Source organism: Acinetobacter sp. WCHAc060006 (assembly GCF_004209135.1).
GTDB lineage: Bacteria > Pseudomonadota > Gammaproteobacteria > Pseudomonadales > Moraxellaceae > Acinetobacter > Acinetobacter cumulans.
Genome location: NZ_SGSS01000001.1, coordinates 199442 through 219810 on the forward strand (window position 1 = coordinate 199442; position 20369 = coordinate 219810).

The following is a 20369-nucleotide window of genomic DNA, read 5'->3' on the forward strand; positions in this document are numbered from 1 at the left end:
AAGGGGGGATAAACAGTGGCAAATATTTATGTGATTAGCAGTTTAAAAGCTGGCTCAGGTAAAACCACCATTGCAATGCATTTGTGTGAATATTTAAAGCAAAATCACAAAACTATGCTTTTAGATGCAGATTTAAGCACTGACCATTTTGAATGGGCGCTACAACATGATAAAAATCTTGCTTTTGAGCACCTTGATGTCTCAGAAAATGATGCCATCACACTAGATCAGCGCATACAGCATTTGCAAAAGCAATACGATAAGATAGTGGTAGATATTGATGGACACGATAGTAAAGCACTACGCTCAGTATTAAAGCATGCGCATAAAATGATTATTCCAACTGGTGTAACAGCGCAAGATTTAAAGCTCCTTGCTGAGATGGTGGAACTGGCGATAGCCATGAAGCAATCCAATCCACAATTACGTGTATATGTGCTTTTGAACAAAATACCCATGCAAACTGAAGCGCAAAAAATCGAACAAGCCAACCAGTTATTACAAGACATGCCAGGCATGCGATTTTTAAATACGATTGTTTATGGCGATTCAAGTTTTGTTCAGGCCATGCAGGCGAGTCAATGCATTTGGAAAACGCAACCACAACAAGGTGAGCTCATGGATCAAGTATTGGCAGACTTACTGGCTGATTAATTTACTGCTTATATTATTAAAAAAGCCCCATGTGCAAAACAACGGGGCTTTAATACTGCTTATAGCAAGAATTACCACATCAAATCATCTGGAATGACGTACGCTGCGTAAGGATCTTCTTCCTCAGTGGTTTGTTCATGCTTCTCGGAATTATTGACAATAATAAAGCCTTCCATTTTGCTGTTAATACGTTCAGCCAATGGCTTAGGTAAAAATGCATAGCTGTCGTTGTCTTTTGCAACAACAAGACTACCTGCAACCAAAGCATTATAAATTTGTTGATTGATATAAACCTTTTTAATTTTGTTTTCATCAATAAATTGATACACAGAATCGCCATCGGTTTGGCGAATTTTATGCTGATTGATCATTTGAACAATGGCAGCTTTTAGCTCTTTTTCTTGTAAAGCAGCCTTTTTCTCTTGTTCGATAGCTTGGTCACGCGCTTGCTTTTGCTGCTGATCTTGTGCAATTTTTGCCTTTATTTCTGCTTCATTGCTGTCGCCAGTACGTTTTGCGTGAGCTGCTTGTTTTGACAGTTTTTTTGCCTTTTGATTGTCGACCAAGCCAGCTTTGAGTAGCTGTGCTTGTAATGCATTTTTAACCATGAAAAAAAAGTCCAAACTAATGTTGAATGTGCCGATAGCGCAAATAAATGACCCAGTACACAGCACTCATGCAAAGACTTAAGGCTGCGGGTATTAAGAATGTATTCAATTTTAATAAAGGATAAAGTAAAGAAGCAACTATCCCGCCTAAAAAGAAGCCCATTAAGATGAGTACATGCAGTAATATTCTGCGTTTTTCTACTGGAAGGCCACGTAGCTGATAACCTAGTGCTAAACCTAAGTCGGTTAATACACCAGATAAATGCGTCGTGCGAATAATTGTGCCTTTATAGTGGCTAACCATGGCATTTTGTACGCCCATTGCCACACAAGCCCATAAAAGTGCATATCTTGGGAAATAAGGTACCAATAGCCAACAGAGTAAAATAAAAAAAGCCACCAAGCTTAAGGGAATGCCATAAAGGCGACCTAAGCGAAAGTGACTATTTCCCAGAATGAGCCCACTATAAAATGAGCCAATCACATAGCAAAGAATGACCAGAACCAAATACAACACATGTTCGGGTTGCCATGTGATGATGGCTTGAGCAAGCATACTGACGTTGCCTGTCATATGAGATACAGACTGATGCAGAACAGTGACCAAGCCAATGACATTGATCATGCCTGCATTCATCGCAAGAAAGAATGCGCCAAGTTGTATCCATGCTGGTAAAGTTTGAAATGGCATAATAAACAGCGCATTTTATATACGAATGAGTATATTACTTTAAACCACGGTCTACAGCTGCAGTAAATAATACGTCAGTCGAAGAGTTTAGGGCTGTTTCAGTAGAGTCTTGTAAAACACTAATGACCATACCAATTGCAACTACTTGCATAGCAATATCTGATGAAATACCAAATAGGCCACAGGCAACAGGAATTAATAATAATGAACCGCCAGCAACACCAGATGCACCACATGCCGAAATAGTAGCCAATACGGATAAAATTAGCATCGTTGTGAAATCTACACTAATTCCTAAGGTATTTACTGCTGCGAGTGTAAGCACTGTAATTGTTACAGAGGCACCTGCCATGTTAATTGTTGCACCCAGTGGAATCGCAACGCTTGCAGTTGATTCAGGTACACCTAAACGTTTTGCTAAGTCTAAGTTCACAGGAATGTTAGCAGCTGAGCTACGTGTAAAGAAAGCGGTAATGCCACTTTCACGTAAGCATTGGAACACCAATGGATATGGATTTGAGCGTGTTACAAATGCCACCATAATTGGGTTGATTACCAAAGCCACAAAGAACATTGTGCCAATCAGTACGGCCAACAAATGTGTATAGCTTGCAAGCGTACTTAAACCCGCATCTGCAAATGTCACAGCCACCAAACCAAAAATACCTAATGGTGCAAAGTTAATCACGATGCGAATAACACTGTTAACTGCATTAGCCATATCGGTAAGAAAAGTTTTGGTAGTATCCGCAGCATGACGAAAAGCAATGCCTAGTGCTACAGCCCATGCCAAGATACCAATAAAGTTAGCATCAGAAATAGCAGTTACTGGGTTTGCAACGAAACTCAATAACAAATTTTTCATGATTTCTGCAAGGCTTCCTGGTGGTGTCAAATCAGCTTGTGCTGGAACATTCAAGAATAAAGTGCTTGGCGAGAAAATGCTGACAATGACTGCACTTAGAGCAGCCAAGAACATACCAATGGCATACATCAACATAATTGGCTTAATGTAAGCATTGCTACTACCAACTTTAAAGTTTGCAATGGAAGCCAATACCAAGACAAATACAAGAACTGGCGCAACAGATTTTAATGCTTTGATGAATAAATCACCTAGCATACTTAGATAAGGAGCTGCATTTGGGAAAAAAACAGCAACCAATACGCCCAAAATAATGGCGATAATAATTCGGGTTACTAAACTCAAACGCGTAAAAGCAGTGAACATAGGAGAGCCTTGTCAGAATTACAATGACAAAATTGATGAAAATTAGGCGCCTATTTTATACTGAAAAAATTATTAGCTAGTAAGAAAAATGAATATAAAAATTAAGTTATTGTTTTTCAGTTGCATTTTTTACAAAAATACATTGGATTTTGAATAAAATACATGACTTATTGATAAAAAAGCCTCATAAGCTGAGGCTTTTTTATCATTTAGATTTGATATTCAAGAATTTTAGGAGAAAGGCTTTGTATAGCCTTAAAATGCGTCAAATAAATTTGGCCACTTAAATGCTTAAGCAACTTAGATTGTTGCAGTTTGTCCATGACAGGGCCTTTGACCTCTGAAAAATGCAACCGTATATTGAGTTTATTAAGCTCAGCATTAATTTCCTCAAGCATTTCTAATGCGCTGTAGTCGATACTACTGACACTAGAGCAATTCAAAATTACATGGCGTAGTTCAGTTTGATGGCTAATTTCATTAATCAAAAAGCCTTTTAATGCATTGGCATTTAAGAATGTGAGGCTTTCATCAATACGAACAGATAAAATATCTGCAGTTGTAACCACATGATGGCGTTGTATATTTCTAAAATGTTGTGTGCCTTCAACCAAGCCAATCACGGCCATGTGTGGTCGACTAATACGCCAAAGCATAAGAATAAAGGTAGAGATAATACCGATCATTAAGCCCGTTGAAATGTCAATAACAATCACGCCTAAGAACGTAATCCACATCGCAATGCCATCAGCTCTTGAATAGTGCCAAGTATCCACAAAAGGTTTGAAATCTACCAATTTCCAAATAGATACAATAATAGTGGCCGCCAAAATAACCAAAGGCAGATCTTTAAAAAAGCTCGTAAAGTATAGCGTTACAATAATAATAAAGATTGAGGATAAAACGCCAGCCATAGGCGTTTTAGCACCAGCATCGGCATTAACAACAGTACGAGACAAACTGCCTGTTACAGGGAATGCTGAGCTTAGGCCTGCACTTAAATTTGCAAGCCCTAAAGCGACTAGTTCTTGGTTACTATTGAGATGGCTACGTTGCTGTAGTGCTGTGGCTTGTGCAATGGACAATGATTCGACAAAACTGATCATGGCAATCATCGCTGCGCCAGGAAGCAATTTAAGCACCAAATCCCATGTCCAGAAAGGCATGTGTAAAGGGGGAAATCCTGAAGGAATTTCACCGACTGTTTTAAGCCCATAGGCTTTTAGGCCAAAGCCTATGGTCAGTGCAATGGAAATGACCACCAAAATTAAGGGGAGTGCTTTTATTAAAAAATTGGTTGAGCCGATTCGCCCTTGTATAGCTTGGCTATTGAGTAATTTTGGCGCATAAATTAAAAATAAAATTGCGATCAGGCCAAAGCATAATGAAAATATATGAGTGAAAGATAAATATTGCCAAGCACTTTGAATAAATTGCGGAATGTTATTGCCATTTAAAGGAACATCGAGCAAAAATTTGATTTGTCCTAAAGCAATAATAAGTGCAGAAGCAATAATAAAACTTTTGATAACCGGATGGCTGATCAATTGGATTAAAAAACCAAACCTAAAAATACCCAATAAAAAAGAAATCACCCCGACCATTACCGCCAATAACATAGCTGCATCTATGTAAACTGGTGAGCCAGCTTCAAATAAAGGGTTGAGGGTAGCAAATGTCATCATAGAAATAATGGCGACGGGCCCAATTGATAAAGTCGAGCTACTACCTGTCATAGCATAAATAATCATGGGTAACATACTGGCATATAAGCCCATGATGGGTGGTAAACCTGCAAGCATGGCATAGGCCATCCCTTGTGGCACCAACATGGCAATCACAATTAATGCAGCCAATACGTCAGATTTAAATTTACCTAAATGATAGTCTTGTAGCCATTGCCACGCAGGAAAATAACCCAAGATGCGTTGTTTTAAATCTGACATAAAAAATTCTAAATCATAATTTAATATATATTATGCATAAAAAATGCTAAGAAGTCCTGCCAAAATTTCTGATGCTTTATTTTTAAGGCATGGAGATAAAATTAAAGTAATAAGAGAGCGAAGTGAAATATGTTTTTTTGCTGAGGATGGAGATTTGTAGAATAAAGGGACTAAAAAATCTGGCTATTGGCTGTCAATGAAGAATTGTTTTTAGGTACTGTCAGCCAAGAATTTTTTTTAGACTTCAGGTGCGGTGCAATATAAATCTTGCAATGTTTTGAGTACGGTAACCAAATTTTCGTCTTTAATTGAGTAATAAATTTGCTTGCCATCACGTCGTGTGCTCACCACATCACTTTTACGTAACATCATCAGTTGTTGAGATAATGTGGGTTGGCAGATGTCTGTCATTTGCTCGATTTGTGAAACATTTAGTTCATCTTGTGCTAAGTGACATAATATAAGTAGCCGATCAGTGTTTGCTAAGGATTTTAGAACACCGACGACGATATCTGCAGAATCACGCAAACTGGTGATTTCTAGATCCGTATTCATTTCAGAGTATCCATATAGGTTTGGCGTGGAATAAGTATACGGTTATCTGACGTAGGCGCTGTAAAAAAATGCCGATAATTGATGGTTTTTAGTGAAAATAAATATCAATAAAAATTATATGTATCAAAAAGATGCATTTATTTACTACATCGAATAACGAATATACAAGGCGATTAAAAATTTAGCACAAATTTATGTATTTTAGGCAAAAAATATACAGCACTTTCAAATTGGCGTTATGATGCTTAAGATTGCAGTGATGTATAAAATTAAGGGAATACTCATGACAACTGATAGTGCTTTTCCAGTACCAAGTAATTTAGGTGTTGCTGTTTATAGCAATAATGCGGAGGCCATTGGTAATACGCCACTTGTACGCATTAATCGTGCTATTCAGTCGGATGCAACGGTTTTAGCAAAAGTAGAAAGCCGTAATCCTGCATTTTCTGTTAAGTGCCGTGTAGGTGCTGCTTTAATTGCAGATGCTGAAGAAAAAGGCTTGTTAAAAGCGGGCATGCATATTGTAGAGCCAACCAGCGGTAATACAGGTATTGCTTTGGCTTTTGTTGCGGCTGCTAAAGGTTATGATATTACGTTAACGATGCCAGCCAGCATGAGTATTGAGCGCCGTAAAGTTTTAAAATCTTTTGGGGCAAACTTGGTATTAACCGAGCCTGCAAAAGGCATGAAAGGTGCGATTGAAGAAGCTGAACGTTTGGTTGCAGAAAATCCAGAAACTTATTATCTGCCACAGCAATTTGAAAATCCAGCAAACCCTAAAATTCATGAATTAACCACAGGCCCTGAAATTTGGGAAGCAACTGGCGGTAAGGTTGATATTTTAGTATCAGGCGTAGGTACAGGTGGCACGATTTCAGGTATTTCACGTTATTTTGAGCAAGTGAAAAATCAGCCTATTTATTCGGTTGCGGTAGAGCCAGCAGAGTCTCCAATTATTGGTCAGGCAAAACGCGGGGAAACTTTAACACCAGGGCCACATAAAATTCAGGGCATTGGTGCGAACTTTATTCCTAAAAACCTTGACCTTGATTTAGTTGATGAAGTACTTGCAATTGAGAGTGCTGAAGCAATTGAATGGGCGCGTAAAACAGCGACTCATGAAGGTATTTTGGTGGGTATTTCGAGTGGTGCAGCTATGGCTGCTGCTGCCAAATTGGCTGCACGACCAGAAAATGCGGGTAAAACTATTGTGGTGATTTTACCAGACGGTGGCGAGCGCTATTTATCTTCAGTACTGTTTGAAGATATTTCTGCAGACTAAGACCGTACAATCATTATCAATGATTGGATGTGTAAATAAAAAAACAGGCGGATGCGCCTGTTTTTTTATGGTGATGGCTTGACCTTACCAATATGGCAATGTTTAAGCTATAGATATTAATTTAATCATTTATGAGGCATTTAATATGTCGACCGCAAGCGCTGAAAAAAAACAAGAACAATATCAACTTACTGTAGATATTGAAGGGATGACTTGTGCCTCATGTGCTGTAAGAGTAGAAAAAGCATTAAATAAAATCGAGCAGATAGAAAATGCTACGGTTAATTTGGCGACTGAACAAGCCCATATTGAGAGTAAGCAACCCATTGAGCTTAATCGTGTTGTTCAAGCAATTGAACGGTCAGGATTTGATGTTTCAACCCAACAAGTAGAAATTCCTATTGAAGGTATGACCTGTGCATCATGTGTTGCACGAGTAGAAAAAGCGCTTAATAAAGTTGATGGTGTACTGCACAGCACTGTTAATTTGGCTACGGAAAAAGCGACCGTAAACGCCTTGAGCGCATTGAATATACAGCAACTGTATAAAACGATTGAAAAAGCTGGATATAGCATTGCAACCCAACCCATAGAATTAGATCTGGTCGGGATGACCTGTGCTTCATGTGTTGCACGTGTGGAAAAAGCTTTAATGAAAGTAGATGGTGTGAGTCATGCCACTGTTAATCTAGCAACTGAAAAAGCCATGGTGTACGGTGGTCAACCCGAAGCATTAATACAGGCAGTAAAAAAGGCTGGTTATGAAGCTCGTCTTGCTCAAGCATTAGATGAAACACGAGCAGAAAAAAAACAACAAGAAATACAGGTACTGAAACGTGATTTGATCATTGCTTTGATTTTTACGCTTCCTGTTTTTGTCTTAGAAATGGGTAGCCATTTGATTCCAGCTTTTCATCATTGGATACATGGTTCTATTGGCCTACAAAATAGCTGGTATATCCAATTTATATTCACAAGTTTGGTTTTACTGTTACCGGGACGTCGTTTTTATCAGCATGGGATTCCAGCTTTATTACGTTTAGCCCCAGACATGAATTCCTTGGTGGCTGTGGGCACATTCTCTGCGTATCTATTTTCGTGTATTGCACTCTTTATGCCACAGTTATTACCACAAGGTACGGTGTATGTTTATTTTGAGTCTGCAGCAGTCATTATTGTTTTAATTTTATTGGGACGTTATTTAGAAGCCAAAGCCAAAGGTAAAACTTCACAGGCCATACAATATTTGATGGGTATACAAGCCAAAACTGCACGTGTTATGCAAGATGGTACTTTTATAGAAATGCCGATAGAGCAAGTCCAGTCTGGTATGGTCTTTGAAGTTCGTCCAGGTGAAAAAGTACCTGTAGATGGAGAAGTGATTTCAGGTGCTAGCTATATTGATGAATCCATGATTAGCGGTGAGCCTTTAGCCGTGGAAAAAGTTGCAGGGCAACACGTTGTTGGGGGAACTATTAATCAAAATGGCAATTTGACAGTAAAAGCAACATCTGTGGGTCAAGACTCAGTGCTTTCACAAATTATTCACATGGTTGAAAAGGCACAGGGTTCAAAACTTCCAATTCAAACCTTAGTGGATAAAGTCACTTTATGGTTTGTACCCGCCGTAATGTTATTGGCTACATTCACATTTGTAGTTTGGTATTTAGTTGGGCCCGAACCGAGTCTTACCTATGCATTAGTCAATGCTGTGGCTGTACTGATTATTGCGTGCCCGTGTGCAATGGGCTTGGCAACACCAATGTCGATTATGGTAGGTACGGGGCGTGGTGCAGAATTAGGTGTTTTATTTCGTAAAGGCGAAGCCTTACAACAACTTAAAGCAACTCAAGTCGTTGCAGTTGATAAAACTGGGACGCTGACCGAAGGCAAACCCCAACTGACTGATTTTCAGGTGACTGAAGGCTTTAATGAGCATGAAGTTTTACAATGGGTGGCCTCTGTAGAAGCAAAATCAGAGCATCCTATTGCTTATGCAATTGTACAAGCCGCTCAGGATTTATCACTTGAATGTCTTCATGTAGACCATTTCGATTCAATTACAGGCGCGGGTATTCGTGCTGAATTACATGGAAAGCAAATTCATATTGGTGCTGCACGTTTAATGCTTGATTTAGGGTTAAATATTGATGTCTTTACAGCCATGGCACAACAGCTGGGCGAGCAAGGGAAAACACCCCTGTATGTTGCAATTGATCAGCATTTAGCAGCCATTATTGCCGTTGCAGATCCAATTAAAGAAACCACTTTTAGTGCAATCCGTGCTTTACATGCACAAGGCTTAAAAGTTGCCATGATTACTGGGGATAATGCACATACGGCTCAGGCGATTGCACAACAGCTGCAGATAGATACGGTGATTGCAGAAGTATTACCCGATGAGAAAGTACATGCCGTAAAACAGCTTCAAGCTAAATATGGCATTACCGCTTTTGTTGGGGATGGTATTAATGATGCTCCAGCACTCGCACAGGCTGATGTTGGTTTAGCCATTGGCACAGGAACAGATATTGCAATTGAAGCTGCAGATGTCGTGCTGATGTCTGGAAATTTACAAGCAGTACCAACTGCAATTGGCTTGAGTACCGCAACCATGAATAACATCCGTCAAAATTTATTTTGGGCTTTTATTTATAATGTGGCTTTAATTCCAGTTGCGGCAGGGCTGTTATATCCATTTTTTGGAATATTACTTTCGCCTATGTTTGCTGCTGGAGCGATGGCATTATCCTCAGTATTTGTGATTAGTAATGCGCTACGCTTAAAGCGTTATCAGCCTACATGGGCACAGAGCATCGCTGATAGTAAGCCAATGAAATTGGAGTCTTAACACATGAATATAGGACAAGTTGCAAAAAACTCGGGCATTTCTGCAAAAATGATTCGTTATTATGAAGACATTGGCGTATTGCCAGCATCTAAACGTAGCGATGCAGGTTATCGGATGTACAGTGAAGACGACCTAAAAACCTTGCATTTTATTCGACATGCCAGAGAACTTGGCTTTTCTACAGAGCAAATGAAAGAGCTTCTAGAGCTGTGGAAAAACCACGACCGACAAAGTGCCGAAGTAAAAGCTTTAACTCAAAAGCATATTCTGGCGTTAAAACAAAAAATTGTAGATTTACAAACCATGGTGGATCACTTAGAACAGTCTGTCCATTGTTGTGCTGGAAATCAGCAATCTGAATGCGAAATTTTAAATAAAATTGAATTTGGAATGAATTAGGGGCTTGACCTTCACCCTATTGGAAGCTTTAAGTTTTTAAATATCGTTGTATAGCTTTGTTTAACACAACAAACATGAGGAAAAAATGCTATGAAACTACGTATCGATGCAATGACCTGTGGCGGATGTGCACGTAGCGTGACTGCGAGTATTAAAGACCTTGATCCAAATGCGACAGTAAATATTGATGTTGCAAGTAAAATTGTGGAAGTTGATAGTACTGCGGAACAGCAAAAACTTTTAGAGGTTTTAGCGGAAGATGGCTTTCCAGCAGTGCAATTGGCTTAATGGTTACGAGCTAAATAATTTAACTGTTGTCAATAAAGCCCGGTTTAACTGGGCTTTATTGTGTGCAAAATTAGCCATTTTTAAAATTGTGCTACTTTGAACAGCATTGATAAATGTAGAAAGAACAAGACTTAATTGTTTTGGCTTGCAATTTTATCTGGTGTCATCAGTGCTTGATTGACATAAAGTTTAATTAAGCGCTCTCGTGAACCGATCGATTTTTGATAGTGCGTTGAGTTTAATAAAAGTGAAGCGCCGTAAGTGACCGTCCAAATATAGGATAAATAGTCACGAATCGACATCATGCTGTTGGTTTCTTTGAGATGGTGCGCAAATAAATCTTTGATTTCAAGTATTCGTTGCTCACGAATATGATAAAGCTCTTCAAATAAGTCTTTGAGTTTACGCTCATTATTGGTTAAGCGTTCTTCAATTACATGCAAAAGAATCGTTCGATTCGAATTCAGCATGTTGTAGAGCATGTATTGTGAAACATAGGTTTTAATATCGTGATTATATTTTTTGGAAATCTCTAGCAAACGTTGCTCATTTAAAATAATTAATTCTAAATACAGCTGGTTTTTACTTTTAAAATGTTTGTAAATCGTGCCCTTAGCAATATCTAATTCGCCTGCTAATTCACTTAAAGTAATGTCCTGATTGTTGTCTAGCAATAACGTTTCGGCCATCGCTAAAATTTTCTCTTTGCGTTGTAGAAAATTTTGTTGGCGTACTGTAGTCATTTTTATTCCAAATACATCAATGGAGAATATGATAGAAGATTACGGTGATTTAATGCTTGCTAAAATAACACTAAGGTCGAGCAGTGTATTCTATTTTGAACTAAAAATAGCCGTTTAATACAAAGATGAAGAATATGTGAACAATCTTGTAGTATTAGCGCCCAATGTCAAGAAAACTGAACCCTTGAGGTCATATTTGGCAAATAAAATTCCATTTTAAAATAAATTATTCTATTGTCTTAGCACGTTTTTAACACTGTTTCAGATCAATTTATCTGACCGTATAGCTCTCAGAAATTTAAATTTTAAGCCTAAGAAATGCCAAGTATTTTCTTATAGCTGACTGTTATCTGCAAAAAGCTGAAGCCTCGCATCAGCATGTAATAAATTAAGGACTATTAAATGCCAATTTATAACGCACCACTCAAAGACATGGACTTCATCTTAAATGATGTATTTAAAGCTGATGAGTTTTGGCAAGCCAACGAAAATTTAGCGCACTTAGATGTTGCAACCGCAAATGCAATTTTAGAAGAAATGGCTAAATTTTCTAAAAATGTCATTTTAGACCTTAACCGTAGTGCTGATGAATCAGGTGGTGCTCAATTTAACCTAGGTGAAGTAAAAACACCTGAAGGTTTTAAAGAGGCATTTAATCAATTTGCGCAAGGTGGTTGGGTCGGTTTAGGTGCTCCAGAAGAATGGGGTGGCCAAGGTATGCCAAAAATGCTCACTGTGTTGGCAGATGAAATGATTTGGAGTACCAACCCATCATTTATGCTTTATCCGCTACTCACAGTTGGCGCAGGTATGGCCATTAATGACCGTGCTTCTCAAGAACAAAAAGAAACCTATTTACCAAAATTTTATACAGGTGAGTGGTCTGGTACGATGTGTTTGACAGAGCCTCACTCTGGTACAGATTTAGGGATTATTAAAACCAAAGCTGAACCGAATGATGACGGTTCATACAATATTACGGGTACCAAAATTTTTATTACCAGCGGTGAGCATGATCTTTGCGAAAACATTATTCATTTAGTGTTGGCAAAAACACCTAATGCACCTGCTGGTTCACGTGGTATTTCGTTGTTTATTGTGCCGAAATTTTTGGTCAATGCCGACGGTACATTAGGTGAGCGCAATGCTGTAGCTGCAGGTTCAATTGAACACAAAATGGGCATCAAAGGCTCTGCAACTTGTGTGATGAACTTTGATGGTGCTAAAGGCTACATGGTTGGCAATGAAAATGAAGGCCTTGCTGGTATGTTTGTTATGATGAACTATGAACGTTTATCAATGGGTATTCAGGGTATTGGTGCTTCAGAATATGCTTATCAAAATGCAGCACAATATGCGACAGATCGTTTACAAGGCCGCGCAGCTACAGGTGTTCAAAGTCCTGAAAAACCAGCTGATTCAATTTTAGTACATGGTGATGTACGCCGTATGTTGCTCAATGTACGTGCAAATAATGAAGCATCACGTGCATTTGCCGTATATGTAGGTCAGCAATTAGATATCACAAAATACTCAACCGATGCTGAGGCTGTTCGTAAAGCCAATGACCGTGTTGCATTACTGACACCAATTGCTAAGGCCTATTTAACTGATACTGCATTGCAAGCTACTTTAGAAGCTCAAATGTGCTTTGGTGGACATGGTTATATTCGTGAATGGGGCATGGAACAGTGTATTCGTGACTTACGTATTGCACAAATCTATGAAGGCACTAATGGTGTACAAGCGATAGATTTGATTGGCCGTAAAACCACGAAATGCTCAGGTGCATTTGTTGCAGAGTATATGGCTGAAATTCGCGAATTTAGCAATAACATGCCAGATTCAAAAGTAAAACAAGCAGCCTTGAATGTATGTGAGAAAGTAGAAGCATTAACGCAATTTGTTGTTGAACAATCGAAGTTAAATCCTAACTTTAGTAACGCTGTGGCAGTGGATTACTTACATGTTGTGGGCTTACTTAGCTTTGTTTATATGTATGCACGCATTCATGAAGCTGCTCGTGTGAAAGCAGAGCCGTTCTATCAACATAAACTTGTGCTTGCTGATTACTATGTTGCAAAAGTATTGCCAGACTTGGCTGCACGCGCAGAGCGTATTTACGCAGGTGCTGATTTAATTATGCAATTACCGCAAGACTACTTTACTGCACAAGCATAATTAAAAAACAGTTTACGATTATAGATGGAAATGCCCTAAGAAGAATTAAGCTTCTTAGGGTAAACAAGATGTATAAATACAGGATGGTATAAAAATGATTGTTATTGTTGATGGCGTTCGTACAGCGATGGGTGGTTTTCAGGGTTCACTTTCATCATGTACAGCACCAGAGCTAGGCGCTGTTGCGATTCAAGCAACTGTGGAACGTTCAGGTTTACAGGCAACTGATATTGATGAAGTGATTTTTGGTTGTGTTTTACCCGCAGGTTTAAAACAAGGCCCAGCACGTCAAGCAATGCGACTTGCAGGTTTACCTGATTCAACAGGCGCGACCACAATTAATAAAATTTGTGGTTCTGGCATGAAAGCTGTGATGCAAGCAGCCGATGCAATTAAAGCGGGCTCTGCACAAATTGTGGTTGCAGGTGGCATGGAGTCTATGTCAAATGCACCATATTTACTGGAAAAAGCACGCTCAGGCTATCGCATGGGGCATGGTAAAACCACGGATCACATGTTCCAAGAAGGTTTAGAAGATGCTGAAACTGGCCTTTCTATGGGGATTTTGGCACAGGAAATGGCCGATAAAAAAGGCTATACCCGCGAGCAGCAAGATGCATTTGCAATTAACTCTTTGAATAAAGCGGTAACGGCTGTAAATGGTGGTTATTTCAAGGCTGAAATTGCACCTGTTACAGTAAAATCACGCAAGGGCGATGTGGTTGTTGATACTGATGAACAGCCTTTGAGTGCAAAACCAGAAAAAATTCCAACATTACGTCCAGCATTTAAAAAAGACGGCACGATTACTGCTGCGAATGCGAGTTCAATCTCAGATGGTGCTTCGGCATTGGTGATTACTTCTGAAGAAACAGCAAATGCACGTGGCTTGAAGCCAATGGCTAAGGTTGTTGCTTACGCGACAAATTCACAGCATCCATCTGAGTTTACAATTGCACCAGTAGGCGCGATTGAGAAAGCTTTACAAAAAGCAGGTTGGACAGCAGACGAAGTTGACCTTTGGGAAGTAAACGAAGCTTTTGCCATGGTGACGATGCTTGCGATAGATGGCTTTAAGCTCGACGAAGCGAAAGTGAACGTAAATGGCGGTGCATGCGCACTCGGTCATCCATTAGGTTCATCAGGTTCACGTATTATTGTGACACTCATGCATGCTTTAAAGCGCACGGGTGGCAAAAAAGGCATCGCTGCACTGTGCATTGGTGGTGGTGAGGCGACTGCGATTGCAATTGAATTAATATAATTCATCATCGTTTTAAATTTTTAGATAAGCAAGCTGTAACACCGTCTCAGTACGCTGGGGTGGTTGAATAATTGATGTTTATTATGAGATTTTTATTATGAACGGTTTAGATCGCATTCGCTTAATCTCCCTTCGCGACAAAGTTATGTCTGCGCAACAAGCGATTGAATTAATTAAAGACGGCTCGGTAGTGGGTTTAAGTGGTTTTGGTGGTGCCGGTGAGGCAAAGACAGTTCCTTTGGCTTTGGCAGATCACGCGGCTGCTCATCCTTTACGTATTACTTTGGCCACAGGTGCAAGTTTAGGCAATAGTATTGATGGGCGCTTAAGTCAGGCACATGCCATTCAACGCCGTTATCCATATCAGGCAGACCCAACATTACGTAAGGCCATTAACAATGGTGAAGTGATGTATATCGATCAGCATTTATCTGAAATGGCTGATAATATTCGTCATCATAACTTACCAAGTATTAATGTTGCAGTGATTGCAGCGACTGCAATTACTGAAGATGGACAAATTATTCCAACGGGTTCTTGTGGTAACTCAGCAAACTTCATCGAAATGGCAGATCAAGTGATTATCGAAATTGATAATACGATCAATCCAGTTCTTGAAGGCGTACATGATATTTATTTACCGAAAGCGCGTCCTAATCGTGGCCCGATTCCACTCACTCAAGCGGGTGATCGTATCGGTACCATTGGAATTAACGTAAGCCCTGAAAAAATTGCAGCCATTGTACTGAATGATTTGCCCGACACACAGTTTGGTATGGATGAGCCAGATACAGATACGCTGTCAATTGCGAAACACCTGATTCATTTTTTTGAAGCAGAAGTTGCACAAGGCCGTTTGCCTGAAAATTTAGGGCCATTACAGTCGGGTGTTGGTTCAATTGCCAATGCCGTGTTTGCTGGTTTTGAACATTCTAATTTTAATAATTTAGAAATGTACTCTGAGGTTTTACAAGATTGCACCTTCCAGCTGATTGATTCAGGAAAAATGACTTTTGCTTCGGGTTGTTCTATGACGTTGTCAGAATCTTGTGCACAAAAAGTGATGCAAAATTTTGATCAATACAAAGACAAAATCGTTTTACGTCCACAAGAAATTTCAAATAATCCCGAAATTATTCGTCGATTAGGCATTATTGCAATTAATACGGCACTTGAGTTTGATATTTATGGCAACGTAAATTCGACGCATGTGACGGGCACTAAAATGATGAATGGCATTGGTGGCTCAGGTGACTTTACTCGCCATGCGCATATTGCAATTTTTGTGACTAAATCGATTGCAAAAGCTGGCGCAATTTCATCTGTAGTGCCAATGGTGAGTCATACCGATCATACTGAACACGATGTGGATGTTTTGGTGACTGAACAAGGTTTGGCAGATTTACGTGGACTTGCACCTCGTGAGCGTGCACGTAAAGTCATTGAGTGCTGTGCACATCCTGATTATCGTGAAGCTTTATTAAGTTACTTCGAGCGTGCATGTGAGCATGGGGGACAAACCCCACACTTATTAAATGAAGCACTGTCTTGGCATGCACAGTTTGAAGAAACTGGTAGTATGAAAACAGCTTAATAAAACTGTTTAGTTAATAAAAAGCCCGAACTCTTCGGGCTTTTTATATGGGTATGAATACATTTATTGTATTTTATAGAATTGATTCTGGAGCAGAATGAAGTTTTAAATTTAAAAATAAGATGTATAGATTATTTTATTAATTAGTTATTCTTAACTTATAGTGCATAAAATAGTAAAATCGATTAAATAAATATCTTTAAAAATGAAAGTTGAGTTTTTTATTAAAATAAATCATCATATTAGATTGAATTAAATAAATTAAAGTCGAACTAAAAAGACTTATTTTAGAAGTAAACAGAGGGTGATATGTATCAATCAGTAGGAACTATTAATAACTTATTACTGGAAATAAAAGATAAAAAATACATTTTGCCAGCTATTCAACGCGAATTTGTGTGGAAGCCAGAGCAAATTTGTCAATTATTTGATTCAATGATGCAGGGTTATCCTTTTGGAACATTCTTATTTTGGAAAGTTAAAGAAGATAAAGTCAATGAGTTTAAATTTTATCAATTTATGCAAAATTTTGACGAGAAAAATAATTATTTATGTAGCGTCTATGATAATATTCCTCAAAAAGATCATATTGCGGTATTAGATGGCCAACAACGTATTACGTCCTTAAATATTGCATTACGTGGATCATATACAATCCAAGTTGGTCACAAAACCAAAGAAATGTTTTTGTATTTTAATGTTTTAGGGCAAGGTGATCCTGATCATAATGCACTGTATGACTTCAAATTTTTAACTCAAGAAGAAGCAAGTGTTAAAAATGAACAACAATATTGGATTTTAGTCAGTGAAATGTTGGATGGCGTAGAACCGGGTTCTGCACATGGTAAGTTTTATCCCATTCTTATGGACATTACTAAATTTATTGGGACTTTTCCTGAGTATGCACAGCATCCTGAAAAAGTTGAAAAATTAAATATACCCAAAAAAATTACACATTTAATTAGTACATTAAATATGCAAAATTTAATTTTTGCGTATGAAGAAAAAGAACAAAACTTAGAAAAAGTATTAAATATTTTTATCCGTATGAACAGTGGTGGTACGCCATTATCATATTCAGATTTATTACTTTCATTTGCCGTTACCCAGTGGTCAACTCTCAATGCGCGAGATGAAATTAATGAGCTATTAAAAGAGATTGAAGAAAATACTGAATTTGAATTTAGTAAAGATTTAATTTTACGTGCAGGACTTATGTTGTCTGAAGTCAATAATTTAAGCTTTAAATTATCCAACTTTAATAAAGACAATATGCGGGTAATGGAAAATAATTGGGAACAAATTAAACTGGCCTTTATTAGCAGTTCGGAATTACTCAAAGAATTTGGCTTTGATCATAAAGCGTTGATTCATGATGTTGCGATATTGCCTATCGTATATTTTGTTTATCATAAATATTGTGTCAATTTGGATTTAGATAAAGCAAAAATCAAAATTGATAGCAATGATATTCAGTTAATGAAGCGCTGGCTGATTGAAAGTCTGCTTAAAAAAGGCATTTGGTCGAGTAATCTTGAGAGTTTACTTTTACATATCCGTAAGGCAATTGGAAAAACTGCTACAGTATTCCCATACGAAGCTGTAAAACAGGCTATGTTAGAAAAAGATAAAGCCTTAAGCTTTAACGAAGAAGATGTGCAGAATTTATGTCAGTTACGATACGGCAAAGATAATGAAATTAAAGCCTTATTGTTATTAGTGTTTCCTGATAGTCAACTTGTACGCACACATATCGATCATATTTATCCAAAAAGCATTTTTACACCTAAAAAAATGCAGAAGTTAAAAATTGTAAATGATGGGAGTAATAAGCTACAGAACCTAGCCAATACAGTGGTGAATTTGCAGTTAATTCCTGCATCGGTCAATATTCAGAAAAATGCGACTCAACCAGCTCAATGGCTCGAAAGCTTTTTTATGGGCAATCTCAGTTCGCAGCAACTTTATTTAACTAGTCAGTTAATTGATCAAATTCCACAAGATTTAAATCAATTTGAATGGTTCTGTCAGCAACGTCGAGAAAAAATTTGTACTAAACTGCGTAACTTACTTGACGTCAAACCAGTGAATAATTCTGTTTTTGACTATCCAGAATTGGGGGCGCTCAAATTATCTAAGGCACGTTTTTCATCTGATCAAATTAAATTTTTAGATAAACTGGGTGTTTGGTTAAATGTAGAAAATGAAAGCATTGATCTTAAATTTATGATGAATGAGGTGATGCATCATGCATTTAACACCAAAGTGAATAGCCAACCTGCCGACTCAATCAAAGCCTCTATTATTATGCAATTGCTTGATGTAACCAATGCTTTTGATAAGACGAAAGATTTACTTCCGCAAGCTTATCAAAGTGGTTATTTCATGATAGATGATGCGAGCAATTTAACGTCCTTTGAAATGGATGATTTTATTAATCGTGATTTAGAAGCATTTCTTAACCATGCAGAAGAGCGCTCAGTAACGATTATTAAAGCACGCTGTGGGATCGACGGTGTGGTGGGGCAGACTTTAGAACAAGTGGGGCAAAGCTTAGACCTTACACGTGAACGAATTCGCCAAGTCGAAAAAAATGCATTTCAGAACTTACGTGAACGAGTTCGTATCTCGGTGGATGTGATTTGGGAAAATTTAAACCAAAATGCAGACAGCGAATTTATGCAGTTATATCCTAAATTAGCTTCGCATTTTTCTAATCAAAATGATTTACTTAACTTTTTAGAGCTTCTGTGTTCATTTGATAAAAATGAGCTGGTACACATTATCAAGCCAAACATTAATGTAAACAGTCTACTTCAAGAGTGGTTTCTTCATCACAAGGCACCTATGCCGTGGGATACCGCAATTCATCAGATTGTAGATTTAGCAGGTTGTACGGAACGCGTTGCAAAAAATGCAATACATAATGCAGCTGAAAATGCAGATATTCTGTTTTCTGACCAAACTAAAACACCAGGGATTTACCCGAAGAACTTAAATAAAATGTATGCGGTTGTACATGCTGCATTGCATTTTAAAGATGGTGCAAATTTTAAAGAAATTTTGGAACGTGCGAACCAAGAAGGCTATAGCAAAGTTGAATTAAGCACACATCGCCTCGATCATTCAATCAATGAGGCTGTTGAAGAAAACTATCTCTACCAGTCTGACCGTGGTGCGTACTGCCATATTAATGAATTTGATATCAGTTTTGCGGATCAAGAACTGATCTTTAAAGAAGTATTAGCGATTTTGTCACAGCAAACGCAGCAACAGTCTATGCATTTACGTATGGAAGCGTATGAAGTAAGTGATACTTTAAAACAATATGATTATTTTAAAATTCGCCACCTTATTCGTAACTGGGGTGTGGAGCATGGCATTTACTTTACAGGTAAATCGGGTGCCGACACGATTAGCTTAAATGAAGCAGTTAAGCCTCAAAGTCAATTACAAACCATTTTGAATTGGCTGGAACAAAGTAGCCGTCCACTCACACGTGATGATATTGCTAAAAAAATCCGTAGTGGTTCACAAAACCATGCATCTTTATATTTAAATGAGCTTATGCAAGCAGGTTCTGTAGTACGTGTAGCCGCATTGGAATACACCACACCGCAAAAAGCCTATAAAAATGTGGACATTCATAAACTTCATCAAGATATTGTAGCGTTTTTGAAGTTAGTGAATAAGCCCGTAGATATTGGCATTATTGCGGAAAAAGTGAATCTAAAATATCACTACAATTATCCGAAAGCATGGTATTTACATTTGGTTAAAACCAGTAGTAAAGATTTGGAGGCGCAAAATATTCATACTTTTCATAATCTGATTTCTTTAGATGAAACCATTCATGGTGTTACGATTCATCAGATGATTCGAGATAACTTTAAGCAACTTGATGACTTAGACGGAATACATCGCTTTATTAATCAGCAGATTTTGGTCGGCAAAACTGAAGTGTATAACGCGATGAATAATATTCGAAATAATGCAGCTGTCATTTAATTCAGCTGTTTCATTTATAAGTTGCGCGTTGTTTCAGATATGAATGCATTGCGTGAAAGATAAATATTGCATTC

General features: G+C 38.1%; 15 protein-coding genes. 9 read left to right on the forward strand and 6 right to left on the reverse strand.

The features are described 5' to 3' along the window. Nucleotides 1–15 precede the first annotated feature (15 nt). A complete protein-coding gene (locus EXE29_RS00935; protein WP_120363675.1) occupies nt 16–654 on the forward strand; it encodes a nucleotide-binding protein in 639 nt (212 codons plus the stop codon). A gap of 71 nt (nt 655–725) precedes the next feature. Here EXE29_RS00935 and EXE29_RS00940 read toward each other — a convergent pair whose 3' ends face one another. The 5 genes from EXE29_RS00940 to EXE29_RS00960 all read right to left on the reverse strand — a co-directional run bounded on the left by EXE29_RS00940 (nt 726) and on the right by EXE29_RS00960 (nt 5685). Next, the gene (locus EXE29_RS00940) at nt 726–1262 is read right to left on the reverse strand and encodes a DUF2058 domain-containing protein (RefSeq protein WP_120363676.1); all 537 of its coding nucleotides are present in this window, start codon (nt 1260–1262) and stop codon (nt 726–728) included. 16 nt (nt 1263–1278) lie between these two features. Then, complete coding sequence (locus EXE29_RS00945; protein ID WP_106985193.1) at nt 1279–1953, reverse strand: YoaK family protein; 675 nt, start codon at nt 1951–1953, stop codon at nt 1279–1281. Nucleotides 1954–1987: 34 nt separating this feature from the next. Beyond that, nucleotides 1988–3184 carry a serine/threonine transporter SstT gene (gene sstT, locus EXE29_RS00950; protein ID WP_120363677.1) on the reverse strand — a complete coding sequence of 399 codons (1197 nt, stop codon included), beginning with the start codon at nt 3182–3184 and terminating at the stop codon, nt 1988–1990. A 209-nt stretch (nt 3185–3393) separates the two neighbouring features. Then, nucleotides 3394–5130 (reverse strand): SulP family inorganic anion transporter, encoded by a 1737-nt coding sequence (locus EXE29_RS00955; protein WP_120363678.1) that lies wholly within the window; start codon nt 5128–5130, stop codon nt 3394–3396. A 237-nt stretch (nt 5131–5367) separates the two neighbouring features. Next, nucleotides 5368–5685 (reverse strand): ArsR/SmtB family transcription factor, encoded by a 318-nt coding sequence (locus EXE29_RS00960; RefSeq protein ID WP_106985190.1) that lies wholly within the window; start codon nt 5683–5685, stop codon nt 5368–5370. Nucleotides 5686–5968: 283 nt separating this feature from the next. Here EXE29_RS00960 and cysK point away from each other — a divergent pair, with 283 nt between their 5' ends. The 4 genes from cysK to EXE29_RS00980 all read left to right on the forward strand — a co-directional run bounded on the left by cysK (nt 5969) and on the right by EXE29_RS00980 (nt 10505). Next, nucleotides 5969–6967, forward strand: a complete 999-nt coding sequence (gene cysK / locus EXE29_RS00965) for a cysteine synthase A (RefSeq protein WP_120363679.1) — start codon at nt 5969–5971, stop codon at nt 6965–6967. 145 nt (nt 6968–7112) lie between these two features. Then, the gene (locus EXE29_RS00970; protein ID WP_120363680.1) at nt 7113–9818 is read left to right on the forward strand and encodes a heavy metal translocating P-type ATPase; all 2706 of its coding nucleotides are present in this window, start codon (nt 7113–7115) and stop codon (nt 9816–9818) included. 3 nt (nt 9819–9821) lie between these two features. Continuing rightward, nucleotides 9822–10217, forward strand: a complete 396-nt coding sequence (gene cueR / locus EXE29_RS00975; protein WP_120363681.1) for a Cu(I)-responsive transcriptional regulator — start codon at nt 9822–9824, stop codon at nt 10215–10217. 90 nt (nt 10218–10307) lie between these two features. Then, nucleotides 10308–10505, forward strand: a complete 198-nt coding sequence (locus EXE29_RS00980; RefSeq protein WP_106985186.1) for a heavy-metal-associated domain-containing protein — start codon at nt 10308–10310, stop codon at nt 10503–10505. Nucleotides 10506–10636: 131 nt separating this feature from the next. Here EXE29_RS00980 and EXE29_RS00985 read toward each other — a convergent pair whose 3' ends face one another. Then, nucleotides 10637–11248: a TetR/AcrR family transcriptional regulator gene (locus EXE29_RS00985; RefSeq protein WP_106985185.1), complete on the reverse strand. Its 612-nt coding sequence runs from the start codon at nt 11246–11248 to the stop codon at nt 10637–10639. Nucleotides 11249–11650: 402 nt separating this feature from the next. Here EXE29_RS00985 and EXE29_RS00990 point away from each other — a divergent pair, with 402 nt between their 5' ends. The 4 genes from EXE29_RS00990 to EXE29_RS01005 all read left to right on the forward strand — a co-directional run bounded on the left by EXE29_RS00990 (nt 11651) and on the right by EXE29_RS01005 (nt 20295). Beyond that, nucleotides 11651–13429, forward strand: a complete 1779-nt coding sequence (locus EXE29_RS00990) for an acyl-CoA dehydrogenase C-terminal domain-containing protein (protein ID WP_117007150.1) — start codon at nt 11651–11653, stop codon at nt 13427–13429. 88 nt (nt 13430–13517) lie between these two features. Further along, nucleotides 13518–14693: a thiolase family protein gene (locus EXE29_RS00995; protein ID WP_117007151.1), complete on the forward strand. Its 1176-nt coding sequence runs from the start codon at nt 13518–13520 to the stop codon at nt 14691–14693. A gap of 97 nt (nt 14694–14790) precedes the next feature. Next, nucleotides 14791–16287 (forward strand): succinyl-CoA:acetate CoA-transferase ScpC, encoded by a 1497-nt coding sequence (gene scpC, locus EXE29_RS01000; protein WP_171406238.1) that lies wholly within the window; start codon nt 14791–14793, stop codon nt 16285–16287. 309 nt (nt 16288–16596) lie between these two features. Then, complete coding sequence (locus EXE29_RS01005; RefSeq protein ID WP_120363682.1) at nt 16597–20295, forward strand: GmrSD restriction endonuclease domain-containing protein; 3699 nt, start codon at nt 16597–16599, stop codon at nt 20293–20295. Nucleotides 20296–20369: the final 74 nt, after the last annotated feature.